The organism is Mesorhizobium sp. B2-3-5 (genome assembly GCF_006442395.1).
GTDB lineage: Bacteria > Pseudomonadota > Alphaproteobacteria > Rhizobiales > Rhizobiaceae > Mesorhizobium.
In genome coordinates this window covers 1-19,293 of sequence record NZ_VFVX01000060.1, presented here as the reverse complement: position 1 = coordinate 19,293, position 19,293 = coordinate 1, and the positions used below count along the sequence as shown (strand labels likewise).

At 61.6% G+C, this 19,293-nt stretch carries 17 protein-coding genes and 1 pseudogene; 9 read left to right on the top strand and 9 right to left on the bottom strand.

Annotation, left to right across the window (positions count from 1 at the left end; genetic code table 11):
• The 4 genes from FJ958_RS30565 to FJ958_RS30550 all read right to left on the bottom strand — a co-directional run.
• Positions 1 to 146 (bottom strand): glycosyltransferase (locus FJ958_RS30565; RefSeq protein ID WP_246679849.1); only part of this gene is annotated, 146 nt, incomplete at its 3' end.
• A gap of 413 nt (positions 147 to 559) precedes the next feature.
• Entirely contained in the window at positions 560 to 1,531 is a 972-nt protein-coding gene (locus FJ958_RS30560) for an SDR family oxidoreductase (RefSeq protein ID WP_140749579.1), read from the bottom strand.
• A gap of 125 nt (positions 1,532 to 1,656) precedes the next feature.
• The gene (locus FJ958_RS30555; RefSeq protein WP_140749576.1) at positions 1,657 to 2,784 is read right to left on the bottom strand and encodes an FAD-binding oxidoreductase; all 1,128 of its coding nucleotides are present in this window, start codon (positions 2,782 to 2,784) and stop codon (positions 1,657 to 1,659) included.
• A gap of 63 nt (positions 2,785 to 2,847) precedes the next feature.
• Positions 2,848 to 3,855 (bottom strand): SIS domain-containing protein, encoded by a 1,008-nt coding sequence (locus FJ958_RS30550; protein ID WP_246679847.1) that lies wholly within the window; start codon positions 3,853 to 3,855, stop codon positions 2,848 to 2,850.
• A gap of 95 nt (positions 3,856 to 3,950) precedes the next feature.
• Between FJ958_RS30550 and FJ958_RS30545 the strand changes: the two genes are divergently transcribed.
• The 5 genes and pseudogenes from FJ958_RS30545 to FJ958_RS30525 form a co-directional block, all read left to right on the top strand.
• Positions 3,951 to 4,856: a PfkB family carbohydrate kinase gene (locus FJ958_RS30545; RefSeq protein ID WP_140749574.1), complete on the top strand. Its 906-nt coding sequence runs from the start codon at positions 3,951 to 3,953 to the stop codon at positions 4,854 to 4,856.
• 139 nt (positions 4,857 to 4,995) lie between these two features.
• Positions 4,996 to 5,802, top strand: coding sequence for an ABC transporter substrate-binding protein (locus tag FJ958_RS30540; RefSeq protein WP_140749585.1), 807 nt, complete (start codon positions 4,996 to 4,998; stop codon positions 5,800 to 5,802).
• Between the two features lie 80 nt (positions 5,803 to 5,882).
• Complete coding sequence (locus FJ958_RS32505; RefSeq protein ID WP_140749571.1) at positions 5,883 to 7,412, top strand: amino acid ABC transporter permease/ATP-binding protein; 1,530 nt, start codon at positions 5,883 to 5,885, stop codon at positions 7,410 to 7,412.
• 112 nt (positions 7,413 to 7,524) lie between these two features.
• Positions 7,525 to 8,625: a LacI family DNA-binding transcriptional regulator gene (locus FJ958_RS30530; RefSeq protein ID WP_140749568.1), complete on the top strand. Its 1,101-nt coding sequence runs from the start codon at positions 7,525 to 7,527 to the stop codon at positions 8,623 to 8,625.
• A gap of 148 nt (positions 8,626 to 8,773) precedes the next feature.
• Positions 8,774 to 8,926: pseudogene (locus tag FJ958_RS30525) on the top strand (SDR family oxidoreductase); the annotation flags it as partial.
• 146 nt (positions 8,927 to 9,072) lie between these two features.
• On the opposite strand, the gene FJ958_RS30520 reads toward FJ958_RS30525, so the two are convergent.
• The 5 genes from FJ958_RS30520 to FJ958_RS30500 all read right to left on the bottom strand — a co-directional run bounded on the left by FJ958_RS30520 (position 9,073) and on the right by FJ958_RS30500 (position 14,675).
• Positions 9,073 to 9,993 carry an ABC transporter permease gene (locus FJ958_RS30520; protein WP_140749565.1) on the bottom strand — a complete coding sequence of 307 codons (921 nt, stop codon included), beginning with the start codon at positions 9,991 to 9,993 and terminating at the stop codon, positions 9,073 to 9,075.
• Positions 9,994 to 10,024: 31 nt separating this feature from the next.
• A complete protein-coding gene (locus FJ958_RS30515) occupies positions 10,025 to 11,119 on the bottom strand; it encodes an ABC transporter permease (RefSeq protein WP_140749563.1) in 1,095 nt (364 codons plus the stop codon).
• On the bottom strand, positions 11,103 to 12,650 hold the full coding sequence (locus FJ958_RS30510; RefSeq protein WP_140749560.1) for an ABC transporter ATP-binding protein: 1,548 nt from the start codon (positions 12,648 to 12,650) through the stop codon (positions 11,103 to 11,105). The genes FJ958_RS30515 and FJ958_RS30510 overlap by 17 nt, the downstream gene beginning before the upstream one ends.
• 97 nt (positions 12,651 to 12,747) lie before the next feature.
• Positions 12,748 to 13,842, bottom strand: a complete 1,095-nt coding sequence (locus tag FJ958_RS30505) for a BMP family ABC transporter substrate-binding protein (RefSeq protein ID WP_140749557.1) — start codon at positions 13,840 to 13,842, stop codon at positions 12,748 to 12,750.
• Complete coding sequence (locus FJ958_RS30500) at positions 13,839 to 14,675, bottom strand: GntR family transcriptional regulator (RefSeq protein ID WP_140749554.1); 837 nt, start codon at positions 14,673 to 14,675, stop codon at positions 13,839 to 13,841. The genes FJ958_RS30505 and FJ958_RS30500 overlap by 4 nt, the downstream gene beginning before the upstream one ends.
• 251 nt (positions 14,676 to 14,926) lie before the next feature.
• Here FJ958_RS30500 and FJ958_RS30495 point away from each other — a divergent pair, with 251 nt between their 5' ends.
• From FJ958_RS30495 to FJ958_RS30480, 4 genes are read left to right on the top strand one after another with little or no spacing between them, the layout of a single operon-like run.
• Positions 14,927 to 15,784 carry an aromatic ring-hydroxylating dioxygenase subunit alpha gene (locus FJ958_RS30495; protein WP_140749551.1) on the top strand — a complete coding sequence of 286 codons (858 nt, stop codon included), beginning with the start codon at positions 14,927 to 14,929 and terminating at the stop codon, positions 15,782 to 15,784.
• The gene (locus FJ958_RS30490; protein ID WP_140749548.1) at positions 15,784 to 16,707 is read left to right on the top strand and encodes an aromatic ring-hydroxylating dioxygenase subunit alpha; all 924 of its coding nucleotides are present in this window, start codon (positions 15,784 to 15,786) and stop codon (positions 16,705 to 16,707) included. Before FJ958_RS30495 ends, FJ958_RS30490 begins: the two co-directional genes overlap by 1 nt.
• Before the next feature lie 25 nt (positions 16,708 to 16,732).
• Positions 16,733 to 18,499, top strand: coding sequence for a Rieske 2Fe-2S domain-containing protein (locus FJ958_RS30485; protein ID WP_140749545.1), 1,767 nt, complete (start codon positions 16,733 to 16,735; stop codon positions 18,497 to 18,499).
• A 9-nt stretch (positions 18,500 to 18,508) separates the two neighbouring features.
• Complete coding sequence (locus tag FJ958_RS30480) at positions 18,509 to 19,159, top strand: glutathione S-transferase (protein WP_140749542.1); 651 nt, start codon at positions 18,509 to 18,511, stop codon at positions 19,157 to 19,159.
• The last annotated feature ends 134 nt before the right edge of the window (positions 19,160 to 19,293 follow it).

Genomic DNA, 19,293 nt, shown 5'->3' with positions numbered 1-19,293 from the left:
TCGCGTTCCACATAGCCAGCGATGATCGCCGGGGTGCGGTCGGAGGAGGCGTCGTCGACGACGATCGCCTCCCAATCAGCAACGTCCTGGCCGAGGAGGCAATCGAGCGCCTGCGCCAGCGTCACCTCCGCGTTGTGCGCAGGCATCACGATCGAAACCAGGGGATGATGCGCCACGCCGTCTTATCCGCGCCTGGTTCGGAGGTAGAACAGGAGCCCAGATACATAGCCGGCGATTTCCTTCGTCGGCCCATCGTCCGCCAGGAACATCATCGGGACCACACCGCCCACGGTAGCATTGCCCTGGATCATCGAGCTTTCGTTTTTTAGGCAAGAGTCGGCGAATGTTAAAAACGGATGACGGCATCGGACGGCAGCACCGCCCTGTCAAGATCGGGGCGAGTTAGAGGCAGGCAAAAAGACTTGAAGACAGGCTTGAATGGCAAGCGCTCATGTCCGACGGCGTAGAGCTGAGATCGATGCGCCAGTGCATGTCCGCTCGCGCATTTCCTCGCCGCTGGGGTGAGGATCATCTGGTCTTCGCCACACCAGCCGCTCTGTCAATATCCACCGACGACCGGCAATATCTCGCCGGTGATGTAGCTCGAACAGTGCGGCGAGGCGAGGAACACATAGGCGGGCGCGAGTTCTTCCGGTTGCGCCGGTCGTTTCATCGGCGTGTCGGCGCCAAACTTCGCAACATCATCTGCTTGCTTGTCCGCTGGATTGAGCGGCGTCCATACCGGACCCGGCGCCACGGCGTTCACCCGTATGCCCTTGCCGATCAGGCTGCCAGAGAGCGCTCGCGTGAAGGCATGGATGCCGCCCTTGGTCATGGAATAGTCGACCAGCGCCTTCGAGCCCTCGATACCCGTGACCGAGCCGGTGTTAATGATGGCCGAGCCGGGTTTCATGTGCGGCACGGCCTCCTGAGCCATATGAAAATAGCCGTAGAGATTGGTCTTCAGCGTGGTGTCGAAATGCTCTTCAGTCAGTTCGCTGAAATCCTGGGAGTGAATCTGGAAAGCCGCATTATTGACCAGCACATCGATCCGCCCGAATTTTCCAACCGTCTCCGCCACCGCCCTGTGGCAATGTTCACGCTTGCTGACATCGGCCTTCACCAGGATGCAGCTTGCGCCCTCCTTCTCGACAGCCTCCTTTGTCTCTTGGGCGTCCTTGTCCTCCGCCAGGTAGACGATTGCAATGTCGGCGCCTTCTCGGGCAAACAAAACCGCGACGGAACGGCCGATGCCGGAATCGCCACCTGTGATCAAGGCGACCTTGCCGTCGAGTTTTTTCGATCCGAGGTAGTAGGGCGCGTCGTAAAGCGGAGCGGGCTCGATCGCCCACTCATGCCCAGGCTTTGGCTGGTGCTGCTCGGGGAAGGGCGGTTCGGGGTAATTTCGCGCGCCTGCCTGCATGGCGCCTTGCTGTTTGGCTTTGGGTCTCGATTTGTCCTTTGCATCGATGCTGCGCTGGATGTGACGCTGCTTGGCCGCCTCGCCGGCGATTTCCGATTTCATCCGCATGGCTGTCTCCTGATTTGGAGAACGAACAACTCCCGTCAGACAAAAAGGTTTACGTCACTCATATCATTTCCTTTATCGGTCGCTGCTATCGGCCACGCCGGAACTGCGGCTGTCTTGTCACCGGCTTAGCTGAAACGGCTGGCGCGGAAGGTTGCGAGCATTGGGTGTGGATTGCCCGAGACGATCTCGCGGGCAAGCAACTCGCCGACAATCAGTCCAAGCGTGGCGCCGCTGTGGCTGAAGGCAATGTGGAGACCAGGGACGGTCTCGAGTTCTCCAAGCACCGGCTCGCCGTCGCCGGGGATAGGCTTCGGGCCAACGGCGTAGGCGGCGAGCTGGAGCCGCGGATTGCCGTCGAGCACTGCACTGGCTTCGTCGAGCAGTCCCTGGACGGTCCTGTCGTGCACGGTGTAGGTGCCGTCCGAGTTGGCGACGACCTCTTCCTCCGACCATGCCGAATCCAAAACAAGCGCACCACCGGGCGTTGGCCGCACCGCCACCCGCGGCGTGTTCAGAACGGCACGAAGGTCGGTCTTGATTGGTTGGGTTTTCAGGAGCAGCGAAATCGGCGTGGCGTCGGGGACATGAACGCCAATCTCGGCGAGCGCTGCGGGAGTGGCTGGGCCAACGGCAAGCAGCACTGAATCCGCCTTTAGCGGCTCGCCGCCAGCGGTAACGACGCCGCGAGCGCGGCCCCCCGTAACATCAATCCGCACGCGTCCGGCGTCCTCGACAAGCTTGCCGCCTTTGGCGCGGAAATCGTTGAGCAGCCGATCGATCAGAGCGGGCAAGTCGACCCATCCCTCGCCAGGATTGAAGATGGCGCCCTGTGGACTGATCGCACCGGCATTGACACCGGGCGTCACGGCGGCAACTTCCGCCGGGCTGAGCAACAGGGCGTCATAGCCGATGTCCTGCTCCAGTTGGCAGATCGAGACGATCTGGTTTGTGTTCTCGTCCGCATCCCAAGTCAGGCCGCCGTCGAAGCGGAGCCACGATGCCGTTTCCGGCTTTGTGGCGGCCAGCGTGCGATAGCGGTCGATGCCAGCGAGCCTCAAGCGATGATAGGCGGTGTCGGCGCGCCGCGCCGAGTTCAGCCAGGAAAGTGAACGGCCCGAGGCCCCGTTGGCCGGCGCACCATCGTTCACGATCGTCACATCCAGGCCAAGACGAGCAAGATGCAGAGCGGAGGAGACACCAAAGATGCCTGCGCCGACGACGACCACCTGGCGCGGCTTTGGGGATGCGGTCATGGAGATTTCCTTCTACGCGGAAGAGGAATGGGGAATGCCGACATGGGGCAAAGAACGGTCGATCTAGTAGTCCATCAGCTTCTTCATGTAGCGCCGGCCCTCAAGCATCGGCCGGTCGCGCAGATCGGCCAGCTTGTAGGCAAACCGCCATAGAGTGTCGAAGAAAACCAGGGGCACGAGATAAGGCTTGATCCGATCTGCCATGCCCGTGAGATCGAGTTCCGTTGCGTCCACAAGCAGGATGTTCTCACGGCTGCCATATTTGAAAAGAAAGTCGCGCGCGCGTTCGGTGAGGCGCCGCGTCTCGTCCAGCCCCAACATCACAATGAAACCTGCATCCTCGTCCACCAGCTCGAAAGGCCCGTGGAAGAACTCGTTGGCATGTATGGCCTGCGAGTCGTACCACTGCATCTCCATCAAGACGCAGATGGCGTACGAATAGGCCGCGCCATAGCTGGCACCGCTGGCGAGGGTATAGATTGCCTTGCGCGGCGCGAAGCGGGGTGCAAAGGCCTGAAACCGGTCTTCATAGATCCGGTGCGCACGATCGATCGCCGGCTGGAGATGGCCGAGGCTGGTCAGCAGGTCGGCGGTCAGTCCGGCATTCTCCCGATCATCGATCAGGCCAGCGAGCAACATGTAGAGCACTCCGTAGTTGCTGTAGGCTGAATCGATTGTTTTGCCGGTCGTATAGGAAGCCTGGTAGGTGACCGAGTGGTCGACCGCCCGGGCAAGCGGCGACGTTTGGTCGAGTGTCATGCCAATCGTCGTGGCGCCTCGATCTCGCGCATGATTGGCAGCGCGCACCGTTTCCTTGGTGGTTCCGGTCTGCGAGCAAAGGACAACGAGCGTATCGGGTCCCAAGCGCCGTGGATCACGGCAGACGAATTCATCCGCATTGTAGATGTCGCAGGCCATCGTGCCGCTGTGACGGTCGACGAAGTATTTTCCTGCCATCATGATGGAGAGCGAGCCGCCGCACGCCACGAGAAATAGATGCGAAAACCGCCTGCCCGCGGTGGCGGCCAGGGCGCGTTCTACATCGGCGGGCAGTGCGGAAATCATGAGCATCCTCGTCTCGTTCGGAAAGCTTGAGGCCGGCGCACAATTGACAAACAGCAGTCATTGTGTGAACGTTCTCATATTCATAAACCGAAAGTTCCGCCATGGTCAAGATTGCCGCGATGGGTGATAACGTTGTCGATTGCTATCTTGCCCGGGGCGAGATGTATCCTGGCGGCAACTGCCTCAATGTGTCGGTCAATGTCAGCCGCTTCGGCGGGCAGGCGGCATATGTCGGGGCGATCGGCAGAGACCGGGCCGGGGACCTGATCCACACCGCGCTGTCATCGGAGCGCGTGGACGTCAGTCGGCTGCGCCGCCTCGACGGTCCTACCGCCTACTGCCTCATAGGTCACCACAATGCCGATCGGATTTTCCTGACCTTCGATCTCGGCGTATCGATGTTCACGCCGAACCGACAAGATCTCGATTTTCTCTCGGGCTTTCAGGCCACCCACATCGGTCAGTCTAGCGGGCTCGATGCATGGATACCGGAGATTGCCAGTAAATCGTTGGTTTCTTATGATTTTTCGACACGGCGGGAAGCGGAGCATCGCTATTCGGTCGGACGCTACTGCTACCTGGCCTCTGTGTCGGGTGACGGTCTCGATGACAAGGAATCGGACGCAATTGCATCCGAATTGCTTGCATGCGGTTCCAAATGGGTCCTTGTCACGCGTGGTCGGGCCGGTGCGCTGCTTCGCAGCCACTCGGTCTCCTGCCGTGTCCCGGCGCGACTCGTCGAACCGGTCGACACGCTGGGCGCGGGCGACACCTTCATCGCCCGAACGCTGTTCGGCCTGCTTAAGCAAGAGGCGCCTCGGGACATTCTCGCCCAAGCCGCCGAGGCAGCGGCGGCTACATGCCAGTACCACGGGGCGGTCGGCCATGCGGCGGCGATCGATATAGGCGAGGTCACGTCCGAAATCCTGCTCCGAGCGCAGCGCGCTCAAGAATTGCGGGGCTCTCCGGAACAATTGACGCAAGAAAAGGACAATGCTAGAAAGTGAGAACGTTCTCACTTTTCGAGCCGGACGCCGCCAGAGAGCGTCGGTCGATGAATGAGACGTCGAGTGGGATCGCGGGCCGGGTTCGGCCCCATAGATGTGAGGAGAAGACATGCAAACGAATTCGAGCAAGCGCCGATTGATGAAATGCGGTCTGGCGCTGACTATCGCCCTGGTGACAGGGCTCGGCGCGTTGGGTGCCTCGACGCGAGCAGAGGCAGCGGACAATCCCTACAACCTGATCGATCCTGCGGTGATCAGTGTGGGTACCATGGGTGACGCGAGGCCTTACGTCTTCACCGACGCCAACGGAAATTTCACCGGCTTCGATGCCGAACTCTTCCGAGACGTGGCGCGGCGGCTCGGGTTCAAAGAGGACCAGGTGATCTTCACCGGTCAAGATTTCGCGGCGCTGTTGCCGTCCGTTGCGAGCGGTCGCTTCGATGTCGGTGTCGCGGCCATTGGAACAACGGCGGAGCGAAAAAAGACCGTGGATTTCAGCGACGGATACTTGGCTGGTTATCTGTCGATCATCTCTGCCGATCCGGCTCTGACCAGCAATGAGAGCACCGCGGGAAAGCGCATTGGAGTAATCCAGGGCACGCTTCAGGAAATCTATGCCGAGAAAAATCTGAAGGGCGACATCGTCAAATTCCCCGATAACAATTCCGCCGTGGCGGCGCTGAACAACGGGACGATCGACGGCCACTTTACCGACTATGAATCGGCCAAGCAGTATGTGGAGCGCTATCCAAACCTCAAGATAACGATGAACGTGCCATCCTTCGATGCGCCGGCGGGCTTCGTCGTAAAAAAGGGCAATGACGCCTTTCGCGAGGCACTGAACAAGGCACTGCGCGCGGCCATGGACGACGGCACTTGGAAACGGCTGCACGAAAAGTGGTTCCCAGGCACCCCGATGCCGGACCAGTATCTGCCCAAGAAGTAGTCCGCGGGGCGTCTTTCATCAATGCTTTTCGGCCGGGCTCGTGAGCGACGTGCCCGGTTGCATTTCAGGTGGGATTGAATATGAGCTGGCTCGATACATTCACGCGCAGCTTCCTGGACTTCCAGGCGATGGTGGACGTCCTGCCCAACATGATCATGGTGGGTCTGAAAAACACCTTGATCCTGGCGATCGCGTCGACCCTGTTCGGCACGCTCATCGGAATGGTGCTCGCCGTGATGGGGATCTCCGAAAGCTGGCCGCTGAAGCTCATTGCACGAATTTATACCGACATCTTTCGCGGGCTGCCCGCCATCGTCACGATCCTGATCATTGGCCAAGGGTTTGCCCGGCTGGGCCGCGACTTGTTCGGTCCGTCACCTTATCCTTTGGGCATTCTGGCGCTTAGCCTGATTGCCGGGGCCTATATCGGAGAAATCTTTCGCTCAGGGATTCAGAGCGTCGAGCGCGGGCAACTCGACGCCACGCGGACTCTCGGCATGACGTATGGCCAAGGCATGAGGCTGGTGGTTATTCCGCAAGGCATCCGCCGCGTGCTGCCGGCGCTGGTCAACCAATTCATTGGCAACGTCAAGGATTCCAGCCTTGTCTACTTCCTCGGCCTCCTGGCTTCGGAACGCGAACTGTTTCGGGTGGGGCAAGATCAGGCCGTCCTAACCGGCAACCTCTCACCGCTTTTGCTGGCGGGCGTATTCTACCTGGTGATCACGGTGCCTTTGACCCACCTTGTCAACTATATCGATGCGCGCATGCGCGTTGGCAAGCGCATCGTCGCTGTGCAGAGCGGGCTCAAGGAAGTCGCCGAGCTTGCCGAAGCCGGTGCGCCGGACGTTGCGAAGTCGTCCGCGGCAGCGACGACGCGTTTCAAGGGCGGCGGCATCGAAGTCAAAAACATAGATATGGCCTATGGCAGCCTTCAGGTCCTGCATGACGTCAGTCTGAAAGTAGAGCCAGGGACTGTCACGTGCCTCATCGGGCCATCCGGGTCGGGCAAATCGACATTGCTGCGATGCCTGAACCGGCTCGTCGAATGTCGCGCGGGGGATATTCTGCTCGATGGCGAAAGCATTCACAAGTCGACGCCTGACCAGCTTCGCCGGCGCGTTGGCATGGTTTTCCAGCAGTTCAATTTGTTTCCCGACCGCAGTGCCCTCGCCAACATCACTTTGGCACTGCGCAAGGTCAAAGGCGTGTCGCGCGAAAAGGCCGACCGCTTGGCCCAGGAACGACTCCAGGAGGTCGGGCTGCTGGAACGCAAGGATCACCGGCCGGCCAATCTTTCGGGCGGACAACAACAGCGGGTGGCTATTGCGCGGGCATTGGCGCTCGAACCCGAAGTCATGCTTTTCGATGAGGTCACCAGCGCACTTGACCCGGAACTGGTGAAAGGCGTCCTGAATTTGATGGCCGACCTTGGGCAAAGGGGAATGACCATGGTCGTGGTCACGCACGAGATGAATTTCGCTCGCAAGGTCGCGAACCAGGTTGTGTTCATGGACGAGGGCCGGATCGTCGAAGCAGGGCGGCCGCAGGATCTTTTCGACAATCCGCAGAGCCCACGCCTCCGGCGCTTTCTGTCCGAGGTGTTGTGATTGCAATGATGTGCGCAACTTCGGGTGACGCGGTTTTCAGCCTTGCGGGACAGGGGCTGCTGCCGCTAGCTCGTCTCTTCACGATGCATCCATGGGCGGCAAGGCTTGGTGAGTGACTCCAAGATCATCAAAAAACCCAACCATCATCGAGGTCGCTCGCCGGGCCGGGGTGAGTTCCGCCACGGCGGGGCGCGTACTTGGTGACTACGGCTACAGCAGCCCCGAAGTTCAGGAGAAAGTGCGCGCCGCCGCAGCCGCGCTGGGCTATCGCCCCAACCGCCTGGCCAAGGGTTTAATCACCGGCAAGACGCAGACCATCGGAGTTGTGGTCGGCGACATCGAAAGCCCATTCTATGCGAGCGTGCTGCGCGGAATAGGGGATGTCGCGCGTAGCGGCGGCTTCGGTGTCATCGTTACGAACAGTGACGAAAATGCCGAACTCGAGCGGGAGTCGGTTCAGCTGCTGCTGGAAAAGCAGGTCGACGGACTGATCGTCTCATCGACCTTCGTGGACGAGCCGGATCATCTGCGGGAGGCCATCGCGGCCCGCTGTCCCGTCGTCCAGTTCGACCGCGTCGCGGCGGATCTGGAAACCGATTCAGTGGTGGTCGACAACGTTTCTGCAACGCGCAGCGGCATCGCGACGATGATCGCGGCCGGCCACAGCCGCATCGCCATACTGGCGGAACTCGGGCCCGGCCAGCGCGATGATGTCGGCTCCTTTGTGGCAAACACCGATCTCTCCAGCGCTGATGTTCGCTATCATCATCCAAGCTGGCAAAGGCTATTGGGTTATCTGGAAGCCCATCGTGCCGCGGGCATCAAGCCGGATCTGCGGTTGATCCGTCGCGTGGCGGTTTATTCGAGCGAGGCAGCCCGCAAGGAGGCGCTCGATCTGTTGACGATGCGCGATGCGCCGTCTGCCCTGTTTACCGCCGATGGTGTGATGTCGACTGGGGTTTTGGAGGCGACTTCCGCACTGAAACTTGCGATTCCGGGAGACGTATCGTTGCTTTGCTTCGACGATCTCGATTGGATGCAGTTCGTAGCCCAAGGCATCACCGCCATAGCGCAGCCGGCGCATCTGATTGGAGCGGCAGCCGCGGAACTCCTCTTGAAGAGGCTGGCCGAGGCCATGATGCCTTTCGAGCACCGTATCTTGACGGCTCGTCTGGTGGAGCGCGGTTCGATCGCCGTGCATACCGACGCATAACCCGCCCTCGCGTCCGACGAGCATGATGAATTCGTACGCCGGTCAAAGGCGCACACCGCCCGCGATCTTCATCAGGCCGCGCGATGCACCGCGCAGGATCTGGTCGCCGAACTTGGCCCGCGCTAAGCCGCGGTGACGGGGGCGGTACGAGGCGTTCGGTTTCGTCGAGATGCTGCAGGCGATGAAGGGCAAGGGCCAGCCAGAGCACATTGCCGATGTGGTGTCATTCCTGGCGAGCGACGACGCCCGCTGGATCACCGGCCAGACGCTCAATGTCGACGCCGGCATGGTCAGGCATTAGGCTCCAAACCCCAATCAGGCTCCCGGATGAGGCATCCGGGCTGGATTTCCGGCGCTGTTACTGCCGAATTCTGGCCTGCCGCGACCTCCTGGCGGTCTTCTCGCCAAGTGGCGGACATCTTGCATGCGCGGCCTATGGGCCGGGCCTTAGTTTGCCGGCCGAAATGGTTTCGCGAGCGAGGCTGGAAAATGCAGTGCAAGCATTTGGCGATTTCGCGAAATAAGGACCAGTACGACGATCGTCGCCAGATACGGCAGGGCCGACAACAGTTCGGACGGCACCTCCAGTCCCAACGCCTGTCCTTGCAGCTGGAGGATGGTCATGCCGCCGAACAGCCATGCGCCAAGCAGGATGCGGAGCGGCCGCCATGTGGCGAAGACCACCAGTGCCAGCGCGATCCAGCCTTTGCCGGCGGTCATGTTCTCGACCCATAGGGGCGTGTATGCCACCGAAAGATAAGCGCCGGCCAGGCCGGCCATCGCGCCACCGAACAGCACCGCCATATAGCGTATCCTGATCACGGGATGGCCGATCGCATGGGACGTCTGTGGCGACTCGCCGATCGTGCGCAGAACGAGGCCGGCTTTCGTGCGGTAGAGAAACCAGCTTATGGCGACGAACATCAGCAGGGCCAGGTAGACCATCGGGTCGAAGCGGAAAAGCAGCGGCCCGATCAGTGGCAGGTCGGACAGAACCGGGATGTTGACGCCATGCAGCGCTTCGATCGGTTCGCTGCCGAAGCCGCGCCCGAGGAAGGCGGACACGCCGGAGCCGAAAATCGCCAGCGCCAGACCGGCCGCATATTGATTGGTCAGGAAGGTCAGCGCCAGCACGCCGAACAGCAGCGATGCGGCGGCGCCTGCCAACGCGCCGGCAAGGATCGCGACCGGCATGGAATAGCCCGCGGTGACGGCCCAGAAGGCGAGGGCGGCGCCCATCAGCATCATGCCTTCTATGCCGAGATTGAGCACGCCGGACTTCTCGACCACGAGCTCGCCAAGCGCTGCGAATATCAGCGGCGTGGCGGCGATGATGGTGCCGGTGAAGATGGCGATGAAGAGATCCATCAGGCTGTCTCCTGCGCAAACCGAAATTCACTCATCGTGCCGTCTCGAGTGCATGCGCATCTCGGGCCGGCCGTACCAGGCGAACGCGGTAGAAAATGAAGAAATCGGCGGCGAGCAGGAAGAACAGCAGGATGCCTTGAAAAATGCGCGTCAGCGCCGAGGGCAGGCCGAGCGTCATCTGCACGCCTTCGCCCCCCAGGAAAAGCAGCGACATCAACAGCCCGCCCAACACTATGCCGAAGGCGTTCAACCGCCCGATGAAGGCGACGATGATGGCGGCAAATCCGTAGCCCGGCGAAATCTGCGGTGAGAGCTGACCGAGCGGTCCGGCGGCTTCCGCCATGCCGGCGACGCCGGCCGCGGCACCTCCCGCCAGAAGGCCAATCCAGACCGCGGCCGATTCGCGAAAGCCGGCATAGCGCGCGGCAAGGGGGGCCGCGCCGCTTACCGACATCTTATAGCCGATGAAACTGCGGTCCGTGAACAGCCACATCAGGAACACAGCCGCGATGGTGATGAAGATCGAAGGATTGAGCCGATAGGCCGGATCGAAGGATCCGAACATCGCCGCCGCCGGCAGCAGCGCGGTTTGCGGGTAATTGAAGCCGGCCGGGTCGCGCCACGGCCCATGCACGAGGTAGGACAGGAACAGCGTCGCGATATAGGTCATCATCAGCGTGACAAGGATCTCGTTGGTGTTCATGCGGGCACGCAGGAAGGCGGGGATCGCTGCCCACGCCATTCCGGCGCCCATGCCGGCGACGAACATCAGCGGCAATAGCAGCGCGCTCTCCGGGTTCGGCCAGAACAGTCCGACGCCGCTGGCGGCAACCGCGCCCATGGTGAACTGGCCTTCGGCGCCGATGTTCCAGACATTGGCGCGGAAGCCGACCGCCAGCCCGCAAGCAATCAGGATCAGCGGCGAGGCCTTGAGCAGCCACTCCGACAATCCGTTCATGGAGTTCAGCGGCTCGACGAAGAAGGCATAGAGCGTCGGCAGCGGATCGTGCCCGAGGGAAGCGAAAAAGATCGAGCCCACGGCCAGTGTCAAAACCGCCGCCACAAGCGGCGCGGCGATGCGCATCGGTGTGGAAGGCTCGGGTCTTTGTTCAATCCTGAAGCGCAACGTCGCCACTCCCACTTGCCATCGTGTCCTTGCTCATCGTTCTGCCGGTCATCAGCAGTCCGATCTCCTCGCGATCGGTCGTCTTGCGCATCAGCGGTGGTGAAACACGTCCTTGGCAGATGACTAGAAGCCGGTCGCAAATCTCGAACAGCTCATCGAGTTCCTCCGACACGACGAGCACCGCCGCGCCGGCGCGGCTGAGGTCGAGGATGGTCTGGCGGATGAAGGCGCTTGCACCGACGTCGACACCCCAGGTCGGTTGCGAAACAATGAGAAGTTTCGGCGCCAGCGCGATCTCGCGCCCGACGATGAATTTCTGCAGATTGCCGCCGGACAGGCTCTGCGCGGTTGCTTCCGGGCCGTTGGCCTTGACCTTGAATCTGTCGATGATGCCGGCGGCGAAACCACTGGCCTTGCGCCGGTTGACCAATCCGTTGCGGACGGTGCCGAAGCGATGTGCGGTCAGCACCGTGTTTTCCCATAATGTGTGCGATGGCACCGCACCCCGCCCGAGCCGCTCTTCCGGGACGAAGGCTAGGCCGAGCTTGCGGCGTTCGTCGGGACGCAGGCGGGCGGCAGCCGTTCCGCCAATCCTGACCGCATCGCTTTGCTCATGCGTGCGTTCGCCGCTGAGCAGGGCGATCAGCTCGGCCTGGCCATTCCCCGAGACCCCCGCCAGGCCGACGATCTCGCCGCCATGCACGGCGAAGGACACGTCCTCCAGGTCAACGCCGAAATGGTCCCTTGCTTTCGCCGACAGGTTCCTGACTTCCAGCACCGGCTTCTCGGTTGGGACAGAGGGGCTGACATGCATTTCCGGCAGCTTCGAGCCGACCATCATGCGGGCGAGCTCGAGCGATGTCGTTTCCTTCGGACGAGCGGTGCCGGTGACCTTGCCGTTCCGCAGCACCGTGGCGGAGTCGCAGAGCTCCTGCACCTCGTCGAGCTTGTGGCTGATATAGACGATGCTGCACCCCTCGGCCGCGAGCTGCCGAAGCGTCTCGAACAGCTTGACCACGGCCTGCGGCGTCAGCACGGATGTCGGCTCGTCGAGGATCAGAAGCTTCGGCGCCTGCAGCAGGCAACGCACGATTTCGACACGCTGGCGCTCGCCAACCGAGAGATCGTGCACCTGGCGGTGCGGGTCGATCGGCATGCCATAACGAAGCGAAAGCTCACGGATCTTGTCGGCAAGCGAGGGCAAGTGAAAGGCGCTGCTTGTCGAGAGCGCTATGTTTTCGACCACCGAGACGGATTCGAACAGCGCGAAGTGCTGGTAGACCATTTCGATGCCGAGCGAGCGCGACATCGCTGGATTGTGCGCCGCGATCGGATTGCCGTCGCAAAAAATCTCGCCGGAATCGGCTTGTGCCGCGCCATAGATGATTTTCATCAGCGTCGATTTGCCGGCACCATTCTCGCCGAGCACGGCGTGGATCTCGCCGGGCTGGATCGACAGCGAGACGTCGTCGTTGGCGATGACGCCCGGATAGCGCTTGCAGATGTTGCGCAATTCTAGTCGCGGATGCATGGCGGGTCCTGCCGTGGCGTGAAGCAAGGTTGGACGGGAACCAGGCAAGGAGACGCCGAAAGTCAAGCTTCGGCGTCTCCCGGCTCTGCGATGGCGATCAGCTCAGCTTGCCGATCATCCCCTTGACGAACCAGTTCATGCCGCGAATGCCGTCGTCGGTCAAAACCGATCCCGCCGCGACCTTGACCTTGCCGTCCTGGTCCTTCAACTCGCCGGCATAAGGGTGCACCTTGCCGCTGCCGATGTCGGCCTCGAGCTGCTTGAGCTTGGCCTTGGTGTCGGCTGGCATGCCGTCATTATAGGGGGCCATCTTCACGACGCCGGCTGCCAGTCCGTCCCAACGCACTTCCGGCTTCCAGCTGCCGGCGGCGACAGCCTTGGCGGCACCAACATAGTCGCTGGTCCAGTCCAGCACGAAGGAGGTCAGCTGCTTGCCCGAGCCGAACTTGGCCATGTCGCTGGCATAGCCGATCGACCAGGCGCCGCCTTCGCCGGCAACCTGGACGCCGGTCGCGGTATCGGTCATCGAACAGATGACGTCGCAGCCTTGTGAAAGCAGCGTCTTGGCCGCTTCCTTCTCCTTGCCCGGATCGAACCAGGAATTGAGGAAAATGGCGTTGCAGGTGGCGTTCGGGTTGACGCTTTGCGCGCCGAGCAGCAGCGCATTGGCGGGGCCGACGATATCGGGGATCGGAAAGCCGCCGATGAAGCCGATCTTGCCCGATTTCGACATGTAGCCGCCCGCCGCTCCGGCTACGAAAGTGCCTTCGTAGTACTTGGCCTCGAAGGTTCCGAGATTGGCGAGATGGACGATGCCCGAGCAATGTTCGAAGGCGATCTTGGGGAAGCGCGGCGCCACCTTCTGCATCGGCGTGCCGTGCGAGAAGCTGGTGCCGAAGATCAGTTGGTTGCCGGCGCTGGCGAGCTCGCGGAAGATGCGCTCCGCGTCCTGTGGCATGAAGATGTTGTCGATGACGGTCAGGGCGACCTTATCGCCGAATTGCGACTTGATCGCGTCGACGCCAAGACTGTGCTGCTTGGTCCAGCCGATCTCCGCGACCGGCGAGACATAGACGACGCCGATCTTGAGCACCTCCTGGGCCCGCGCGATGGTGCTCAGTCCTCCGGCGCCGAGCGCGGCGCCGATCGCGCCGCTGTATTTGAGGAATCCGCGTCTTGTCAGGTCGTTCATGTTGGTAACCCTCTGTTGGTTTTTTTGGTTGATGCCCGGCTTGTCGATGCCCGGTCTGTTTTGGGGAGATGGACGTGCACGTGCCCCGCGCTGTCGCCATTTCCGGATGTCCTTGCCGGCTTCCTCGATGGCACCAGGGTTGCACCGTCGGCCTTGCCGTCAAGGTAAGGTGCCAGCGCCTCGGCCGGCGTCATTTCCGCAAAGACTTCACGGTCCATGATGTAGCCGCGCACCACCGTGCGGTGATGCGTGTCGATCAGGTCCATGGCCTGTTTCAGGCGGCCCTTTTCCAAGAGGTCGACCACCCGCGAATGATCGTCGAGCAGATTGCAATAGTCGAAATCCGCGGTGATGAGCGAGCGCAGCAGCGTCGTGCGGCGCACGAGCTGCGCATGGATTTCCTGCATCACCTTGTTGCGGCTGAGACGCACGAAAACGGTGTGGAATTCCTGCCCGAGCACATCCGCCAACGCATCGTTGCCGGCGGCAACCGCCTGGCGCTGACGTTCGACGTGCTGGCGCAATTCCGCCCAACCGGCCGGACCAAGGCGGTCGCTGAGCTGGGCGGCCACGCCCTGTTCGACAAGCGTCAGGGCGTCGTAGATTTCCATCGCCTCCTGCATGCTCGGCTTGGCGACGAAGGCGCCACGATTGCGCTCGATCTGGGCCAGTCCATCGTCGGCAAGCCGTATCAAAGCCTGGCGCACCACGATGCGGCTGACGTCGAATATTTCCGCAAGTTCGCGCTCGCCGAGCTTGCATCCCGGAACCAGACGGTGATCGATGATGGCGCGTGTCAGTGTATCCGCGATCGTCTGGGAACGGCTGGTCAAGGCGTGGCTCTCCGCCATTTCGAGGGCATGATCAGCGGGCTCTCCGTGGTGACGACGTGCCTCGTTGGGATGCGACATATCCCGAATTCAGAATTTCATGTATCGGAAGTCAATCACCGAATTCTGTCAACACAAAAAACGAATTTGGCCGACAAAAAATTATTGATTGATATCCAATCTTGTGGTTTCGTGATCTCGAAACGCCGGGCTAGGTTCATGGTGAAGGGCTAGCCGAGTTGGGAGGGAAGCCGATGGCAACCCGCTGCGTCGATCGCGAGCTTCTGAATGACTGGCATGTTGTCGCCGACCAGGAATCGCTCAGTCCGGATACGCCATTTCCGACACGTCTGCTGGGGGCCGACCTCGTGGTGCGCAGGCGTCGCGACAGGACTGATGTCGTGCGCACCGATACCGGCGCCGCGCTGAGGAGCGCTGAGCGCTACGGCTTCATCTGGGCATGTCTCGACAAGCCCTGGCGCGACATCATCTACATTCCCGAGGCCAACGAGGCCGACCGCCATCTCGTCAGTGGCGGGTCGATCGCGGTCAAGGTGTCCGGCCTTCGGGCCGTCGAGAATTTTCTCGACATGGCCCATTTCCCATTCATCCACACCGGCTGGCTTGGCGAAGAGCCGCATACGGAAGTGGCTCCCTACAAGGTGGAAATCACCGCCCAGGACGAGGTGCTGGCGACCGAATGCAAATTCTATCAGCCCATCGCCTCGCCGACCGCCAAGGAAGGATTTGTCGTCGACTACATCTACAAGGTGATCCGGCCCTATACGGTGGCGCTTTACAAGAGCAATCCGATCCAGAAGAACCGGCTCGATGTGATCACTCTGTTCGTGCAGCCGGTCGACGAGGAGAACTGCATCGCCCATCCCTATCTTTGCTATCTTAAGGAAGGCATGGCGGCGGCAACGGTGCGCAGCTTCATGCAGCTCATCTTCGCCCAGGACAAGCCGATCCTGGAAAATCAGGTACCCAAGCGCCTGCCGCTTGATCCGCGCGCCGAAACACCGATCCGAGCAGACGCCGTCTCGGTTTCATACCGGCGCTGGCTGCGCGATCGGGCCGTCACCTACGGCGCCATACCGGCACAATCCTGATGACGTCCAAAACGGCATTCAAAGGTAACACGATGACAAAATGCTCCGATCCTGTGATTCTCAATCTCTGGCATCCTGTCGGTGCGATCGCCGAGGCCGCCCCCGGGGCTATCCAGGAAACAGTTTTGCTTGAGGAACGCCTCGGTTTCACGGTCGATGCGAATGGAGAGCCGATTGTCTGGCGCTCGCGGTCGGATCTGCGTTGGGCCGATCAGGTTCCGAGCGTCGACAGGCTTCCGGCAAGGAGCGCCTATGGCTACGTCTGGACCTCGCTTGGGTCGCCGCCAGCCGATCTGTTCCCGATCCCCGAATATGGCGAGCCGGATCGCCGCAAGCTCAATGCGGCAACCTTTGGCGTCAATGTCTCGGCGCCTCGCGCCATCGAAAATTTTCTCGACATGGGCCACTTTCCCTATGTGCACACCGACGTTCTCGGCGTCGAACCGCATACCGAAGTGAAGGAATACGATGTCGAGATTTCGGTGGATCGTGACGAGATCCTGGCTACCCGTTGCCGCTTCTTCCAGCCGATGGCTTCGACTGCTTCCGATGGTGGCGCCGACGTGGATTACGTCTATCGCGTGCCGCACCCCTATTGCTCGGTGCTCTACAAATCGAGCCCGGTCGACGAGGCCCGGCGCGACGTGATCGCCATCTTCCTGCAGCCGGTCGATCAGGAGCATGTACGTGCGCACATGCTGCTTTGCGTGCTCGACGAGGATAATGAAGACAAGGTGATCAAGCGCTTCCAGCAGACGATCTTCGGCCAGGACAAGCCGATCCTCGAGAACCAGGTGCCGAAACGCCTGCCGCTCGATCCGCGCGCCGAAACTCCGATCCGTGCCGACAAGTCCGCCATCGCATACCGGCGCTGGCTTAGCCAGAAGGGCGTGACCTACGGGGTCATTCCGGCTGCGGCCTGACAAGACATTTTTTTGGAGACGACGAATGCTGGAAGTAGCCAAGAGCCAGTGGCATCCGATCGCTGCCGCCCATGACCTGCCGTTTCGCCATGTGTTCCACGGCCAATTGCTCGGCCGGGAATTCGCCGTCTGGCGTGCCGACGACGGTTACGTCAACATCTGGGAGAACCGCTGCCTGCATCGCGGCGTCAGGTTGTCGATCGGCATCAATGACGGCCGCGAGTTGAAGTGCCAGTATCACGGCTGGCGCTATTCGAACCGCACAGCCGGCTGCACCTATATCCCCGCACATCCGGCCGACGCGCCGGCCCGCACCATCACCAACCGCACCTTTCCGGCCGTCGAGCGCTACGGCCTGGTCTGGTCGTCCGAAGAGCCGCGCGGCGAAGTGCCCGTCATCGCCAGCCTCCCCGAGGGCAAGCTCCTTGCTTTGCGTGGGATTCCGGTCAACGCGCCGGCCGACCGGGTCGTCGAACGGCTGAAGGCCTACCGCTTTCAGCCGAATGGGGCGATCGATGGCGATGGTGGCGAAACCCTGGTCGAGGCCGCTCAGGATTTTGCCGTGGCGCTGCTTTCGCGCGACGGCAACGTGCAGACGCATGGTGTCTTCTTTGTTCAGCCGGTCGATTCCAACCGCTCGGTCATCCGCGGCGTGCTCGACCAGGATGCCGAGGGGGCTTTACGCATCGCCATCCTGCGCCACCACAATGAACGGCTGTCGAAGCTGCGCGACGAGGCGGAGCGCGAGGCGGCCAACGCGTCGGCGCCCGCACCGCTCGAACCGGTCTATGAAAGGGTGTCGGCCGAGCTTGCCGAAATGCCGGAACTGACCACGCATGGCCGCAGGGCGGCGCTGCGCGTCACGGTGGCGAGGAAATGGCAGGCCGCTGAAGGGATCGCGGGCTTCGAGCTTCGCCCGATCAAGGGCCTTCTGCCCACTTTCCAGCCCGGCGCGCATATCGACGTGCACATGCCAAATGGCGAGGTCCGCCAATATTCGATTACCAACGGGCCCGGCGAGACCGACAGTTTCGTCATCGGCGTCAAGCTGGAACGGGATTCGAAGGGCGGTTCGAAATGCATGCACGAGACTGTGCGCGAGGGCGATGTGCTGGCGATTTCGGAGCCGCGCAACAACTTCCCGTTGCGCCGCGACTCCATCAAGACGATCTTCGTCGCCGGCGGCATCGGCATCACGCCGCTGCTCGCCATGGCGCAGGCGCTGAAGAACCAGGACCTGACGCATGAGCTGCACTATTTTGCCCAAGGCGAAGAGCATCTCGCTTTTGCCGACCGGCTGAAGCAACTCGGCGATGCGCTCAAGCCGCATCTCGGGCTGTCGCCGGACGCGACCGGCGCCGAGCTTCGACAGGTTCTCGGCGGTTACCGGAACGGCATGCATCTCTACATCTGCGGCCCCGGACCGATGCTGGAAGCCGCGCGCAAGATCGCGGCCGAGCAAGGCTGGCCGGATACGGCAGTGCATTTCGAGTACTTCAAGAACACCAACAAGATCGATGACAGCTCGAGCTTCGAGATCGCTTTGGCGCGGTCCTGCGTCACGCTGCAAGTACCGGCCGGCAAGACGATCATGCAGGTCATGCGCGAGAACGGCATCGAGGTGCCGTCATCTTGCGAGCAGGGCGCCTGCGGCACCTGCGTGGCGGCGGTGATCGAAGGCGAGCCCGACCATCAGGACGTCTATCTCAACGACGCCGAGAGGAAGGCAGGGACCAAGATCATGACCTGCGTGTCGCGAGCGAAGTCCGCGCGCCTCGTGCTGGACATCTAGGGGATGCCGATGATCACGCTTTACGACTACGAACTCTCTGGCAATTGCTACAAATTGCGGCTGCTGATGAGTTTCCTCGGCATTGAGTACAAGACCGTGCCGGTGGACTTCTATCCCGGTCGCGAGCACAAGTCGGAATGGTTCCTGAAGCTCAATCCGCTCGGGCAACTGCCGGTCATCGAGGATGGTGGACTGATCCTGCGCGACGCCCAGGCAATCCTGGTCTATCTCGCATCGAAATACGATCCGTCCGGCACCTGGTACCCGCGAGACAATCCGGACTTGCTTGGCGAAGTCAGCCAGTGGCTGGCTTTTGCCGACAGTATCACCGCAACGGCGTCCGCCGCCCGCCTGCATGATGCGCTGTTCTACGATTTCGACATCGATGCCGCGCGCGCCGGAGCGCATCGGCTATTCCGCATCCTCGACGAGCATCTATGGTTTGGCGAGCAGCAAGGCCGCAACTGGATCTGCCCGGCCGGTCATCCGACCGTCGCCGATATCGCCTGCTTCCCCTACATCATCCTGTCGGAGGAGGGGGGCATCCCGCGCCAGGACTATCCGGCGATCCGCCGCTGGTGCGATCGCGTCAAGCGCATCAAGGGATTTACCGTTATGTCGGGCGTGTTCCCGGCAGGACCGGCCAGGGCCGCAGCATAGTCATTTTCAGAAGAGTCCGGGCACGGCCTGGCAAATGAAGTTTGGGGAGAAGGAAGAATGAAAACGCGCGCCGCTGTCGCCGTCGCCGCCGGAAAGCCGCTGGAGATCATGGAGGTCGACCTCGACGGTCCTCA

Bases quoted from the DNA above. Each gene is read 5' to 3' on its own strand.
- FJ958_RS30560 (WP_140749579.1), bottom strand. From the start codon at position 1,531: ATGCGGATGAAATCGGAAATCGCCGGCGAGGCGGCCAAGCAGCGTCAC.
- FJ958_RS30555 (WP_140749576.1), bottom strand. From the start codon at position 2,784: ATGACCGCATCCCCAAAGCCGCGCCAGGTGGTCGTCGTCGGCGCAGGC.
- FJ958_RS30550 (WP_246679847.1), bottom strand. From the start codon at position 3,855: ATGCTCATGATTTCCGCACTGCCCGCCGATGTAGAACGCGCCCTGGCC.
- FJ958_RS30545 (WP_140749574.1), top strand. From the start codon at position 3,951: ATGGTCAAGATTGCCGCGATGGGTGATAACGTTGTCGATTGCTATCTT.
- FJ958_RS30540 (WP_140749585.1), top strand. From the start codon at position 4,996: ATGAAATGCGGTCTGGCGCTGACTATCGCCCTGGTGACAGGGCTCGGC.
- FJ958_RS32505 (WP_140749571.1), top strand. From the start codon at position 5,883: ATGAGCTGGCTCGATACATTCACGCGCAGCTTCCTGGACTTCCAGGCG.
- FJ958_RS30520 (WP_140749565.1), bottom strand. From the start codon at position 9,993: ATGGATCTCTTCATCGCCATCTTCACCGGCACCATCATCGCCGCCACG.
- FJ958_RS30510 (WP_140749560.1), bottom strand. From the start codon at position 12,650: ATGCATCCGCGACTAGAATTGCGCAACATCTGCAAGCGCTATCCGGGC.
- FJ958_RS30505 (WP_140749557.1), bottom strand. From the start codon at position 13,842: ATGAACGACCTGACAAGACGCGGATTCCTCAAATACAGCGGCGCGATC.
- FJ958_RS30495 (WP_140749551.1), top strand. From the start codon at position 14,927: ATGGCAACCCGCTGCGTCGATCGCGAGCTTCTGAATGACTGGCATGTT.
- FJ958_RS30490 (WP_140749548.1), top strand. From the start codon at position 15,784: ATGACGTCCAAAACGGCATTCAAAGGTAACACGATGACAAAATGCTCC.
- FJ958_RS30485 (WP_140749545.1), top strand. From the start codon at position 16,733: ATGCTGGAAGTAGCCAAGAGCCAGTGGCATCCGATCGCTGCCGCCCAT.
- FJ958_RS30480 (WP_140749542.1), top strand. From the start codon at position 18,509: ATGATCACGCTTTACGACTACGAACTCTCTGGCAATTGCTACAAATTG.